Here is a 13729-nt window from a genome sequence, read left to right on the forward strand (position 1 = left end):
CAACCTTTGTCTATACATATGAGGAAACTCTCCAAAAAGGATTGTTTAGCAGAGTATATAATTTTCAAACACCGGGTAACATATTCATATACAGGCTAAGGAGGTATATGAGATGATATCACCAGACACAATAAAGCTGCTCAGGGAATGTGATGCCGGGATCAAGATGGGTGTTTCGTCTATAGATGAGGTGCTCGGATATGTGCACGCGGCGAAGATGAAGAAGACACTTATAGAATGTAAGGAGGAGCACAACGCAATAAAACAGGAGATACGGAAGCTGCTGGATGAGTACCATGACGATGGCAAGGATCCAAATCCAATAGCAAAGGGCATGTCCTGGATCAAGACAAATGTGAAACTCATAGTGGATGAGTCGGACAATACCATAGCGGAGCTTATGACGGATGGCTGCAATATGGGTGTGAAGTCGCTGAACAAATATCTGAACGAATACAATGCAGCAGATGACAGGGCGAAGGATAAGACGAAGAGACTCATAGAGCTTGAGAAGAAACTCTGCGAGCAGATGCAGCCTTTTTTATAAGTGCTGGTTGACTAAAAAAGTTTTATTAAATATACTTGTAAATATGAAAACCCAACATGTCTGTAGATGACGCGGATCATGTTGGGTATTTATTGTTTTAGTGAAACAGAAAAAATTGATACAAGAAGGAGAAGATATATGAACAGGCAGGTTTACAACCCTTTTTTGCCGTTGAATGAGTACATACCTGACGGCGAGCCGCATGTATGGGGCGACAGGGTTTATCATTATGGATCTCACGATAAGGAGGGCGGTTACACGTTCTGTATGCAGGATTATGTGGTGTACTCCGCGCCGGTAAAAGATCTGACAAGCTGGCGATGCGAGGGTATTACATACAGGGCGAGCCAGGATCCGGCATACCCGGAGCTGAAGTATATGTACGCGCCAGATGTCGTGAGGGGAAATGACGGCAGATATTATCTGTATTACTGTATGGGCGGTGACTACGGTTACGGCGGATATACAGGTCCGATCAGTGTAGCTGTGTGTGATACACCGGCGGGCAAATACGAATATCTTGGTCATGTGCAGTACAAGGACGGTACTGTTATGAAGAAGTACATTTGCTTTGATCCGGCAGCCATGAATGATGACGGAACCATCAGGATATTCTACGGCACCCAGTACGGATACGAGGAGGAGCCTGATTTCCTGACAAATGGCAGGCTGGACGATGAGGTATCCATGTTCGGAAGAACAAAGGATGATATACTTGGCTACAAGGACAGCATCATGGGACCGATTATGGTGGTGCTTGAGGACGATATGCTGACGGTTAAGGAAGAACCGAGGCACATCATACCTTACGCCGTGAAGGGAACATCATTTGAGGAGCATCCATTTTTCGAGGGTTCATCCATGAGAAAGGTGGGAGACAAATATTACTTTGTTTATTCGTCATGGCAGAACCATGAGCTGTGCTATGCTGTGAGCGATTATCCGGATCACGGATTTACATTTGGCGGCACTATAGTGTCAAATGGCGATGTGGGATATAAGGGAAGAAGTTTCGAGAACAAGCTGAATATGACCGGAACCACGCACGGAAGTATAGAGTGCATAGATGGTCAGTGGTACGTGTTCTATCACAGACTCACACACAAGTCGGACTACAGCAGACAGGCCTGTGCCGAGAAGATATATATAGCTGCGGATGGACACATAGACCAGGTGGAGGTTACGAGCTGCGGTCTGAACGATGGCCCGCTTGTGGCAAATGGCACGTATCCGGCGGTGATAGCATGCAACCTGACAAATGGACATATGCCACACGGCTCCAACAGTATATACACGACAGAATTCCCTAATGTGACGAATAAGGGTGAGGATAGATTTATTGCGGAGATAGAGGATGGAACACTCATAGGGTATAAGTATTTTGCGCTTGAGGGCGGCAGTACATTTGGCGTAAATGTCAGATATGAGACAGATGCCAACAAGGTAGTGTATGAGGGACCTGTCAGAGTAGATGAGAGATGTGAGAATCAGGAGCAGATCAAGGATGCAAACGACCTGGCAGGAAATAAATCAACAGGCATGGACGAATCCTGTGATATCGATGCTGATGGAGTGAATGATAAGAAGCGTTCTGCATCAGATGTGCAAAATCATGGATACTTTGACATATGCGTGACAGAATATGGTGAGAGTATCGGAAGAATAGATATACCATTGTCGGACGATATCTCAGAGACTGAGTGGAGATGGCGCGAGAACAGAGTGGATTTCCCGGAGGGAGTCCATGCGGTGTATCTTGTATACCATGGCAGCAGAAAGCTTCAATTAAAAGATATCAGATTTAGGTAAAATAATGAAAGAAGAGGGAAAATTATGAAGAAGTCAAATGGTGCGGCACTGATACCTATATACGTCTTTCTTGTCCTGTATCTGGGACTTGGAATTTTGTTTGAGTACGTGCTGAAGATTCCGATGGGATTTTACAATATTCCGATAGTGGTCGCCTTCATGGTGGCGATATTTGTGGCATGTCTGCAGAACAGAAAGGTAAGCTTTGATGAGAAGCTTCAGATCATGGCAAATGGACTTACAGACAAAAATATTATAACCATGCTGCTCATATTCCTGACGGCGGGAATATTTGTGGGAGTCGTGGGGCGGAGCAGTGCCGAGAGTGTGGCATACTTTATGCTGAGTATCATTCCGGCGAGATTCTCCGTGGCGGTTCTGTTCGTTGTAGCATGCTTTGTATCAACAGCTATGGGAACGTCTGTTGGAACAATAACACTTCTGACGCCTATAGGAGTTGCGGTTGCCGATGCGTCAGGATTTAATCTGCCGCTCTGTGTGGCGTCCATCATGGGCGGTGCGATGTTCGGAGATAACCTGTCGTTCATATCGGATACGACCATAGCAGCATGTAATGGTCAGGGGTGTGCCATGAAAGATAAGTTCAGGGCAAACTTCTGGATAGCATTTCCTGCGGCGATTGTGACGCTCATAGTAATCTTGGTTAAGTCATTCAATACTGAGATAGGCGGAGTAGTGCACCATGATTACAATATGATACAGATCATTCCTTATGTTCTGGTACTCATAGGAGGAATAGTGGGATTTAATGTGTTTGTAGTCTTGATAGTTGGAATCGTGTCAGGCTCCATCATCATGCTTGCCACAGGGCAGACGGCAGCAGTGGATCTCCTGACGAATATGGGAAGCGGTGCAGCGGGAATGTTCGAGACGAGTATGGTAGCTGTACTTGTGGCTGCCATGTGTTCACTCATCAGAGAGTATGGCGGATTTGAGGCGCTGCTTTCGGCTATAAAGAAGGTGTTCAAGGGTGACAAGGGAGGTCAGCTCGGAATCGGACTTCTGGTTGGAGCCATGGACATAGCCACAGCCAACAATACGGTCGCGATAGTCATGGCAAATCCGATAGCAAAGGAGATGGCAGAGGATTATGGTATATCCCCGAAGAGATCAGCGTCGCTGCTTGATACATTTTCATGCATATTCCAGGGAATCATTCCTTACGGTGCCCAGATGCTGGTTGCAATATCAGCGGTGTCGGAGCTGGGACATGAGATATCAGCATTCCAGATAATTCCAAATCTGTTTTATCCAATACTTCTTCTTGTCAGTTCGCTTGTGTGGATGCTTATAAGAAGTAATGACAAAACACATCTGGCAAAGAGACGGTAAAGAATATAAATTGACGAGATTTCGCAATATAATAAATAAATATTCGAAAAAACACGCAAAAAAGCAAGAAAAATCTTGAAAATGCGTGTTTTTTCGTTTTTATTTAAGAATTTTTATGCTATAATTTACACTTGTGAATTATAAATAAAAAAACAGGAGGAGAAACATGGACGCATTCACAAACTTTTTAGGCAAAGTTGATGATATTGTCTGGGGCTTGCCACTCATAATACTCATCATCGTCTGCGGAATCTATCTGACGATCAGACTTAAGTTCCTTCAGATAGTTCATCTGCCAAAGGCACTGAGATTCATGATTAAGAATGAGGAAGACGGTACAGGAGAGGTGACGAGCTTTGGCGCGTTATGTACAGCACTTTCAGCAACTATCGGTACAGGTAATATCGTAGGAGTAGCAACAGCTATAGGTATCCTTGCCGGTGGTCCCGGAGCACTTTTCTGGATGTGGATCGCAGCGCTTTTTGGAATGGCAACAAAGTATTCAGAGGGACTGCTTGCTGTAAAGTACAGAAAGATTGACGAGGATGGACACGTTCTCGGAGGACCTTTCTATTACATTGAGAGCGGTATGGGTCACAAGTGGAGGTGGCTTGCAAAGATATTTGCATTCTTCGGAGCATGCGTAGGTCTTATGGGTATCGGTACATTTACACAGGTAAATGGTATTGCTTCTGCAGTTCAGGCTTTCTTTGATCCTGACAAGGCCAATACAGTATCAATCCTTGGAAATGACTACTCAATAGCCATCGTCATCACAGCATTTATACTTGCAATCCTTGTAGGACTTGTCGTAATCGGTGGAATCCAGAGAATATCAAAGGTTTCTCAGGTTATAGTGCCATTCATGGCAGTTCTCTACATTGTGGTGTGTCTGGTTCTTATCATAGTTAATATAAATAAAGTTCCAGCTGCATTTGCAACAATAGTCAAGTGCGCATTTAAGCCTATGTCATTTGCAGGTGGTGTTACAGCAAGTCTTGCAATTGCCATGCAGAAGGGTGTTGCACGTGGTATCTTCTCGAATGAGGCTGGTCTTGGTTCTGCACCTATCGCAGCAGCAGCCGCTCAGACAAAGGAGCCTGTTCGTCAGGGACTTGTAACAATGACAGGTACATTTATTGATACTATCATCGTATGTACAATGACAGGTCTTTCAATCGTTATGATGGGAAGCTGGCAGGATGGCAGCCTTGAGGGAATCGCAGTCACAACTGATGCATTCCAGAAGGGACTTTTCTTTATGCCAGGTCAGGTTGCAGCATTCATCCTTATGATCTGCCTTGTATTCTTTGCATTTACAACTATCCTTGGCTGGGATTACTATGGTGAGAGGTGTCTTGAGTACCTCACAAATGGCAGCAAGGTTTCAGTTCAGATCTATCGTTGGTTATACATACTTTGCGTATTTATCGGACCATACATGACAGTTAAGGCTGTATGGACTATCGCTGATATATTTAACGGACTTATGGCGATTCCGAATATCATAGCACTGCTTGCACTCAGCAGTGTGGTTGTGGCAGAGACAAAGGATTACTTTGCACGCCACAAGGAACTGTAGGGTTCAATAGAAGTAAATATTTATATGTAATAATTGGGGAAGCACCTATCAGCAGTCAGGCAAAATTTTGTCTGGCTGCTCTTTTGCTTACAGTAGAAATGACCAATATGGAGCTGGTCCTAGAAAGTAAGTTTTGCGATAGATGATAGGGAAACTCTGTATTATAATATTTAATGGAGGAGTTTATTATGGGAAATACAATAACATTTTTACTTATAGTATTGGGAATTATGTTCTTGAGTGGCATTGCTATGGCAATACTTGCTCTATATTTCAATATCAAGAGGAAACATCCAATATTTTCAATCATATTTTCGATTATACTAATACCGCTGATTTGTATTCCGATACAATTCACTGTTGGTTTTATGATTTCACGATTTATGTTGATAATTGTATTGATATATAGTGTGGCAATGATTGCAATGGCGGTAAAAAATTTCAAAACAAATGAATGAAATTGGATATATCAATTAAGTATTGAATATTATTGTTTGCTATAAGGTGTCTTCCCATCGATATATGTTTGGCATGAGTGAGGCTTGATGCTAATATAATATCAAAAGGTGCTACCGATAGACGGTCAATATCTTGGCTATCCCGTATATGATGATGGCTATGTTGTGCTGCTGGTAGTGAATTTTTCAGAAAGCATGATACATATTCTTCGATTCTTGCATCAGCAAGAGAAAACGCAGGAAGTGGCAAGGCTGTCTTTTATATAGAAGAATAATACGATGCAAAAAGCATCCGCAAACACATCATCAGGTCTTAGAAGATGTGTTTGCGGGTGCTTTTTTATTTGCGGGATTTTTTTTGATTTATAAAGCAATAACAGTTGACAATAAAGTTAGCAGCGACTAACATTGTGGTTGTTAAGAGAATTGGATCAGGGGGATGTAACAAATGAAAGGTTCTGAGACTATAAAAGAAACACTGCACAAGGCGGATTGTGTCTTATATCCGGTTTGTGACAGAAGAGATAAAGTTGTCATTGTGTTATCAGGCAGCGAGGGCGGTCTGGAGCATACAGGAAAATGGAGGAAAAAGTTGTGAAAAAACAGTTTTTTGAGATCGAGAAGGACGGATTCTATGGAACATACTACGAGAATCCAAATGGGGCTGACTGTGCATTCATAGGACTGTTTGGAGATGATCCGAATGATTTTATGGCGAAGTGCGGAGCAAAGTGGCTGCACAAAAATGGTGTGAACGCACTCTGCATATCTCCCGGAAAGAAGAATTACAGCCATGTAAATAACCCGCTTGAGAGAATAGAGACGGCTATTGCATGGCTGAAAAGTCATGGAAATCGGAAAATAGGAATCATGGGAATGAGTACGGCTGGCATGGATTCCCTGGTTGCGGCGTCGTATTTTCCTGATATCACATTGACATTTGGACTTACGGCAAGTGACTTTGTATGGCAGGGATTTGAACAGGGTAACAGAGACGGATGTAAGGAATGGCCGATACCGGATGCATCGACTCTTTCGTGGAGAGGAGAGCCTCTTGCTTACATGCCATTTGTGTATGAGCATCCTGTGTACTGGCAGAAAATCGAGGAGGAGACAAAGGGCTCCGGCGACATTGAGCGCAGTACCTGTCTGTTTATTGATTCGGAAAAAGTCAGGGAACACACAGAAGAGGAAATGATCAAGGTTGAGAATATAAAGGGAAAGCTGTTTCTTATTGGAGCAGATGACGACTCATTCTGGGAGGCGGGCAAATACATCCGCAGAATGGATCAGCGACTGAAGGAACGTCCGCATACATGTGAGTATGTGCCGCTTGTGTATGAGCACGGAACCCATTTTGTGCTGCCGGAATCGATGCTTCGTATGGCACTTCCGGTTGGACTGAAATTCGTCATGAAGTTTATATTCAAGGCTGCAAAGGATTATCCAAATGAGTGCGAGGCGACGAGAAAGGATATAGACAGAAGACTCTCAGCCGCACTTAAGGAATGGATACAGGAATGAAGGAGGCCAGCTTCATCGTACCAAGACTCTTGGACAGGGGGATGAGTGCTGTAATTTCCATGTCACACGGATACAAGGACGTTAAAATGGACTAGAGTCCAATAGGAGAAGGGGCTTTATGAAGAAATCAAAATATACATATCTGAAGGATGGATTTGAGGGGATCTTATATGACACAGAAAGTGAGGATGACAGGCTTCTGATCGTCATCCAGGGACTAAAAGGACTGGAACTGCCTGAGAAGTATGCCGGGCTATTTGCAAAGAAGGGATACTCTGTTCTTGCCATGACATATTATGGTGCACCGGGACTTCCGGATACCATGAGGGCGATTCCATTGGAGATGTTCCAGACTGCTGTCGACCACATGAAGGAGTATGAATCCGGGAAATACAGAAGGTTCGGGATATATGGCAATTCTAAGGGCGCGGGAATGGCGCTGCTTGCTGCTTCGGTCGTGCCGGATATAAGTCTGGTTATAGCAGCATCAACATTTGGACATATCATGCAGGGCAGCGGCAAGGCTGATCTTGATCCTTGCAAGGCGATGGTTTCCTATCGTGGAAAAGACTTTCCGTATGTGTCAAATGCACATATGTTTTCCAATTTCCTGAAAAGATGCATAAAGGAACATCATATGCGCGTGCTGTACTTCTTTGAAGAGTGGGAGAAAAATGGAACGATAGAGAATGAGATCCCGGTTGAAAAGATATGCGGTGACATTCTTTTCCTCACATCGACCCACGATGAATCTGTGCCGTCAAAGCATGACTCGGAGCTGCTTATGGAGAGACTTAAGCGTGAGAACTTTACGCACGGTTACAGGCATATAAATTCGGAGACAGGCAGTCACAATCTGGGATATTTCCCGGTGAACAATGGCGCACTGCCTAGAGAGAAGAAATTCCCGCAGGAATGTCAGAAGGCGAGGGAAGATACGCTGGAAATCATATTGAAGACTCTCAGTTCGTGGAGTGTAGCAGATTTATAGTTTAAAACTAATCGAGAAGTGCAGTTTGACGAGAAAGACAATCAATAAAAAGTGCATAATATTTTCGCAAATCAAAAGAAAACCAGGAAAAAGATACAAAATTATTAGAAATTGTATCTTTTTCCCGGCTTTTGTCATTCTAGCGAAAAATTTATGCACTTTTGAATGCTGAGCAAGCTTGCTAATCCACGAACCGGCAAACAGCAGGCTAAATAAACAGCCATGCCGCCAAGAAGCAGCTTCTGCCATCAATCAGCAGGGCTACCTGAGCGGCAAAGCCGCCCGCGCCCGATATTACTCAGCGTCCTTTATCTCACTGTGAAGCTCCTGCAGTGACTTCACATCGCTGTCGCCATGTGCCTGAACGTACAGGATACCCTTTGCGGTTGCTCTTGCGCCTGCAATTGTAGTCACATAAGGAATCTTTGCCTTGATGGCAGCCTTTCTGAGGTAACTATCGTCGTGGGCACTTTCCTTACCGCTCGGAGAATTGATTATCAGGTCTATAGAGCCATTTGTTATAAGGTCATTGATGTTTGGCCTGCCCTCCTGGAGCTTTTTGACTTTCTCAGCTTTAACTCCGGCAGCCGTAATTATGGCATATGTTCCGCTTGTAGCAAGGATCTTGAAACCAGCTTTCTCGAAGAGCTGAGCGATCTCGATAACCTCATCCTTGTCCTTTCTGTTTACAGAGATCAGGACAGTTCCGCTTGTAGGAAGGAGAGTCTGTGTAGCCTCCTGAGCCTTGTAGAATGCCTCTCCGTAGTAGGTTGAAAGTCCGAGAACCTCACCTGTAGATCTCATCTCAGGTCCTAAGATCGGGTCAACCTCTGGGAACATGTTGAATGGGAATACAGCCTCCTTAACTCCGTAATATGGTATGTGCTGCTCCTTGAGAGCTGGAACAGGAGATGGTCTTCCTGTGAGCTCTGATGTGATGATATCAGTAGCGATAGGAACCATGCGCACGTTACATACCTTTGATACGAGAGGTACTGTACGGGATGCTCTAGGATTTGCCTCGAGAACATATACCTTGCCTTTCTCAATAGCGTACTGCATGTTCATAAGACCTACGACATGCATTTCCTCAGCGATCTTCTTTGTATATTCCTTGATAGTAGCAACATTCTCAGCAGTGATGTGTACTGAAGGAATGATGCAGGCTGAATCACCTGAGTGAATTCCGGCAAGCTCGATGTGCTCCATAACGGCAGGAACAAATGCGTGAGTTCCGTCGCTTATGGCATCAGCCTCACACTCAAGGGCGTGATTCAGGAATCTGTCTATAAGTATAGGTCTGTCAGGTGTGACACCAACGGCAGCTCTCATATATCCGTCAAGGCTCTCGTCATCGTATACGACCTCCATACCACGTCCACCGAGAACGTATGATGGACGGACCATGACTGGATAGCCAATCTTGTGAGCAATCTCAAGTGCCTCGTCAACAGTAGTAGCCATACCAGATTCTGGCATAGGGATATCAAGCTTATCCATCATCTCACGGAAGAGATCTCTGTCCTCTGCAAGATCGATGACAGCAGGAGATGTACCGAGGATCTTTACGCCGTTCTTCTCAAGGTCAGAAGCAAGGTTAAGAGGTGTCTGACCGCCGAACTGTGCGATGACGCCCACTGGCTTTTCCTTGTTGTAAATGCTGAGAACATCCTCAAGTGTAAGTGGCTCAAAGTAGAGCTTATCTGATGTATCATAGTCAGTTGAAACAGTTTCTGGATTACAGTTTACTATGATAGTCTCAAATCCGAGCTTCTTAAGTGCCAGTGATGCATGTACGCAGCAGTAGTCAAACTCGATACCCTGACCGATTCTGTTAGGACCTCCGCCGAGGATCATAACCTTTGGCTTGTCCTCATTTATCGGATTGCTGTCAGGTGCATTGTATGTGGAGTAGTAGTAAGCGCTGTCCTTTGTTCCACTTACGTGTACGCCTTCCCATGCCTCAGTAACTCCGAGCTCGATTCTCTTATTTCTGATGTCCTCCTCAGGAATCTCAAGAATCTGGCTGAGGTATCTGTCTGAGAAACCGTCTTTCTTTGCAGTGGTGAGTGCCTCGTCAGATGGGAGAGTGCCCTTGTGTGCTGCGAGTGCTTCCTCTTCCTCAACGAGTTCCTTCATCTGCTGGGCGAAGTAGTGCTTAACCTTTGTTATATCGAAAATCTCATCTACTGTAGCACCCTTTCTGAGCGCCTCGTACATGATGAAATGTCTGTCGCTTGATGGATGTGCAAGCATGCGCAATAGTTCATCCTTGCTCTTTGTATTGTAGTCCTTGGCGTAGCCGAGACCGTATCTTCCTGTCTCAAGGCTTCGGATAGCCTTCTGGAATGCCTCCTTGTAGGTCTTACCGATACTCATAACCTCACCTACGGCACGCATCTGGGTTCCGAGCTTGTCCTCAACACCCTTGAACTTCTCGAATGCCCAACGTGCGAACTTGATAACCACATAGTCACCGTCCGGAACGTATTTATCCAGTGTGCCGTACTTACCGCACTCGATATCCTTGAGGGTAAGTCCTGTTGCCAGCATGGCTGACACAAGGGCAATAGGGAATCCTGTAGCCTTTGATGCCAGAGCAGAAGAACGGGATGTTCTAGGGTTGATCTCGATTACGATGATTCTGTCAGATACAGGGTCATGTGCGAACTGTACATTTGTTCCACCGATGACCTCAACAGAGTCAACGATCTTGTATGCCTGCTCCTGAAGTCTCTTCTGAACGTCCTCAGAGATTGTAAGCATAGGAGCGGAGCAGAATGAATCACCTGTGTGTACGCCGAGAGGATCGATGTTCTCGATGAAACATACAGTGATCATATTGCCTTCGCAGTCACGTACAACTTCAAGCTCAAGCTCCTCCCATCCGAGGATTGACTCCTCAACGAGAACCTGACCTACAAGGCTGGCCTGGAGACCTCTTGCACAGACAGTCTTGAGCTCCTCCTTGTTGTATACGAGTCCGCCGCCGGCACCGCCCATGGTGTATGCAGGACGAAGAACAACAGGGTATCCGAGCTGATCTGCGATGGCGAGAGCCTCATCTACAGAGTAGGCAACCTCGCTTCTTGCCATTTCTATTCCGATTGCGTTCATGGATTTCTTGAATTCGATTCTGTCCTCACCGCGCTCAATGGCATCTACCTGAACACCGATGACCTTGACATTGTATTTGTCTAAGATGCCTTCTTTTGCAAGTTCAGCACAAAGGTTAAGTCCTGACTGTCCTCCGAGATTTGGAAGAAGAGCGTCAGGTCTCTCTTTTGCAATTATCTGCTCAAGTCTCTTGACATTGAGCGGCTCAATGTATGTGACATCAGCTGTCTCAGGATCTGTCATGATGGTAGCAGGGTTGGAATTGACCAATACGATCTCGTAACCAAGCTTCTTAAGGGCCTTGCACGCCTGAGTACCTGAGTAGTCGAACTCACATGCCTGACCGATGATGATTGGACCAGATCCTATTATCAGAACTTTGTTAATGTCTTCTCTTTTTGGCATATCTTTCTCCTTATTGTAAAATGATTCTTGTTCAGAGCGAGAGCACTGAAAACTACATGAAATCACACAAAATAAAGAAGTATTTTAATGTGATTTTAAACATTGCCGGACATCGTTTATTTTCTTTTATAAAAATGCCCAAATTATTGTTATTATAAAGTATAAGAGCCCAAAAGTACATAGCTAATAAGGAAATAAATTGAAAAAATGAACTTAAATATGAAATGGATCAAGAATTAAATTAAAGAGAATTATATTAAAAAGAAACAGGGAACAGCAGATAACGGTCTAAAAAAACCGGCAAGTATGAAATGCCATACATGCCGGATAAACTGCGATATTACAATCTGTCTTAAAAAACACAGATAAAATGTCTTATAACACCTTTGAAAGAAAATCCTTAAGTCTAGGATTCTTAGGGTTGCCGAAGAATTCCTCCGGTGTACCGGATTCAAGAATCTGTCCGTCGTCAATAAATACGACCTTATTGGCAACCTCCCTGGCAAATCCCATCTCATGGGTAACAATAATCATTGTCATGCCTTCATCTGCAAGAGCCTTCATGAGATCAAGAACCTCACCGACCATCTCAGGGTCAAGAGCGGAGGTTGGCTCATCAAACAGAATGACATCAGGATTCATGGCAAGAGCACGGACGATGGCAACACGCTGCTTCTGACCGCCTGAGAGAGTAGATGGATATACATCCGCCTTGTCCTCCAGACCGATCCTTTTCAGGAGTTCCTCAGCCTTTGCATGTGCCTCGGCAATTATCTCTGATTTTGTTGTTGTGATTTCCTGCTTTGTCTGCTTTTCCTTGCGGAAGAGATTGGTGACAGGAAGCAGAAGATTATGCCGCTTTGCCTTTTTCAGATCCTGACATCTGACATAGACAGGTGCAAGCATGATATTCTGTATAACAGTCTTGTTGTTATACAGGTTGAAATGCTGGAAAACCATACCCATATGACGGCGGTGTATGTTGATATCAACCTTAGGGTCTGCTATATCAACACCGTTGAATATAATCTGGCCGCCGGTAGGATCTTCCATACAGTTCAAACAGCGAAGAAATGTACTTTTACCAGAACCTGAAGGGCCGATAACAACCATTATATCGCCTTTGTCTATGGTGATATTGATGCCGTTTAAGACCTTGTTATCACCGAAGCTTTTTTCAAGATTAATGACGTCTATCACTCTTTCTCAGGCTCCTTTCCATTAATTTGATTCCCAGGCTGATGAGAAGCACCATCACGATGTAGATAAGTGCCATGACCAGATAAGGGACCATGAATTCGTAGCTGTTACTTCCGATGTAGTTGAATGCAACGTAGAGATCAGTTGCTCCGACAAAACTTACAACTGAAGTCTCCTTTATTAAAGAAATAAATTCATTTCCAAGGGTTGGCAGAATATTCTTGACTGCCTGAGGTATAACGATTTTGAGCATGGTAGTTGAAAAACTGAGTCCCATGGCACGTCCACCTTCCATCTGACCTGGATCAACGGAGAGTATACCACCACGCATGATCTCTGAGATGTAGGCACCGCTGTTGAGTCCGAATACAAGCATAGCCACCTGAACTCCTGTCATGTGTCCTCCCACTATAGGAAGAAGAACATAGTAGAAGAGAAGAAGCTGTACAACCATAGGTGTTCCACGGAAGAAACCTACATATACACTGCAGATTGCATCCAGAACTCTAGGCAGACGCTTGTACTTTGGAATTACCCTGACGGTAGCTATGAGGGTACCGATTATTATACCGATGATAAGACCGGCAATGGCTATTATCACAGTATTCTTCAGACCCTCGACTACCTTAACATACCCGTTGTTGTCGATGAATATTTCTATGAACTTTTGTATTTTTGTAGAAATGTCTCCCATGAAATATCCTTTCAAACATAATTGGCGTTAATACTAAAATTACTAAATC

At 44.2% G+C, this 13729-nt stretch carries 10 protein-coding genes; 7 read left to right on the plus strand and 3 right to left on the minus strand.

The features are described from left to right. Nucleotides 1-112: 112 nt before the first annotated feature. From DW159_RS02650 to DW159_RS02680, 7 genes are all read left to right on the plus strand, one after another. Nucleotides 113-547, plus strand: a complete 435-nt coding sequence (locus DW159_RS02650; protein ID WP_117548856.1) for a hypothetical protein — start codon at nt 113-115, stop codon at nt 545-547. A gap of 138 nt (nt 548-685) precedes the next feature. After that, the gene (locus tag DW159_RS02655) at nt 686-2356 is read left to right on the plus strand and encodes a family 43 glycosylhydrolase (protein WP_117548857.1); all 1671 of its coding nucleotides are present in this window, start codon (nt 686-688) and stop codon (nt 2354-2356) included. A gap of 24 nt (nt 2357-2380) precedes the next feature. Continuing rightward, nucleotides 2381-3709 carry a Na+/H+ antiporter NhaC family protein gene (locus DW159_RS02660; protein ID WP_117548858.1) on the plus strand — a complete coding sequence of 443 codons (1329 nt, stop codon included), beginning with the start codon at nt 2381-2383 and terminating at the stop codon, nt 3707-3709. A 166-nt stretch (nt 3710-3875) separates the two neighbouring features. Next, entirely contained in the window at nt 3876-5291 is a 1416-nt protein-coding gene (locus DW159_RS02665) for an alanine/glycine:cation symporter family protein (protein ID WP_117548859.1), read from the plus strand. Between the two features lie 188 nt (nt 5292-5479). After that, nucleotides 5480-5749: a hypothetical protein gene (locus DW159_RS02670; protein WP_117548860.1), complete on the plus strand. Its 270-nt coding sequence runs from the start codon at nt 5480-5482 to the stop codon at nt 5747-5749. Nucleotides 5750-6343: 594 nt separating this feature from the next. Next, complete coding sequence (locus tag DW159_RS02675; RefSeq protein WP_330410579.1) at nt 6344-7273, plus strand: acyl-CoA thioester hydrolase/BAAT C-terminal domain-containing protein; 930 nt, start codon at nt 6344-6346, stop codon at nt 7271-7273. Between the two features lie 118 nt (nt 7274-7391). Further along, nucleotides 7392-8264 carry an acyl-CoA thioester hydrolase/BAAT C-terminal domain-containing protein gene (locus tag DW159_RS02680; protein ID WP_117548862.1) on the plus strand — a complete coding sequence of 291 codons (873 nt, stop codon included), beginning with the start codon at nt 7392-7394 and terminating at the stop codon, nt 8262-8264. A 294-nt stretch (nt 8265-8558) separates the two neighbouring features. Here the strand turns inward: DW159_RS02680 and carB are convergent, their stop codons facing one another. From carB to DW159_RS02700, 3 genes are all read right to left on the minus strand, one after another. Then, nucleotides 8559-11786, minus strand: coding sequence for a carbamoyl-phosphate synthase large subunit (gene carB / locus DW159_RS02690; protein ID WP_117548864.1), 3228 nt, complete (start codon nt 11784-11786; stop codon nt 8559-8561). A 375-nt stretch (nt 11787-12161) separates the two neighbouring features. Continuing rightward, a complete protein-coding gene (locus tag DW159_RS02695) occupies nt 12162-12986 on the minus strand; it encodes an amino acid ABC transporter ATP-binding protein (RefSeq protein ID WP_004853032.1) in 825 nt (274 codons plus the stop codon). After that, on the minus strand, nt 12970-13680 hold the full coding sequence (locus tag DW159_RS02700) for an amino acid ABC transporter permease (RefSeq protein WP_004853031.1): 711 nt from the start codon (nt 13678-13680) through the stop codon (nt 12970-12972). The genes DW159_RS02695 and DW159_RS02700 overlap by 17 nt, the downstream gene beginning before the upstream one ends. Nucleotides 13681-13729: the final 49 nt, after the last annotated feature.

Source organism: Coprococcus sp. AM14-16 (assembly GCF_003434675.1).
In the GTDB taxonomy this organism is placed as follows: domain Bacteria; phylum Bacillota; class Clostridia; order Lachnospirales; family Lachnospiraceae; genus Coprococcus; species Coprococcus aceti.

Coding starts and splice junctions, on each gene's coding strand:
- DW159_RS02650 (WP_117548856.1), top strand. CDS start 113: ATGATATCACCAGACACAATAAAGCTGCTCAGGGAATGTGATGCCGGG.
- DW159_RS02655 (WP_117548857.1), top strand. CDS start 686: ATGAACAGGCAGGTTTACAACCCTTTTTTGCCGTTGAATGAGTACATA.
- DW159_RS02660 (WP_117548858.1), top strand. CDS start 2,381: ATGAAGAAGTCAAATGGTGCGGCACTGATACCTATATACGTCTTTCTT.
- DW159_RS02665 (WP_117548859.1), top strand. CDS start 3,876: ATGGACGCATTCACAAACTTTTTAGGCAAAGTTGATGATATTGTCTGG.
- DW159_RS02670 (WP_117548860.1), top strand. CDS start 5,480: ATGGGAAATACAATAACATTTTTACTTATAGTATTGGGAATTATGTTC.
- DW159_RS02680 (WP_117548862.1), top strand. CDS start 7,392: ATGAAGAAATCAAAATATACATATCTGAAGGATGGATTTGAGGGGATC.
- carB (WP_117548864.1), bottom strand. CDS start 11,786: ATGCCAAAAAGAGAAGACATTAACAAAGTTCTGATAATAGGATCTGGT.
- DW159_RS02700 (WP_004853031.1), bottom strand. CDS start 13,680: ATGGGAGACATTTCTACAAAAATACAAAAGTTCATAGAAATATTCATC.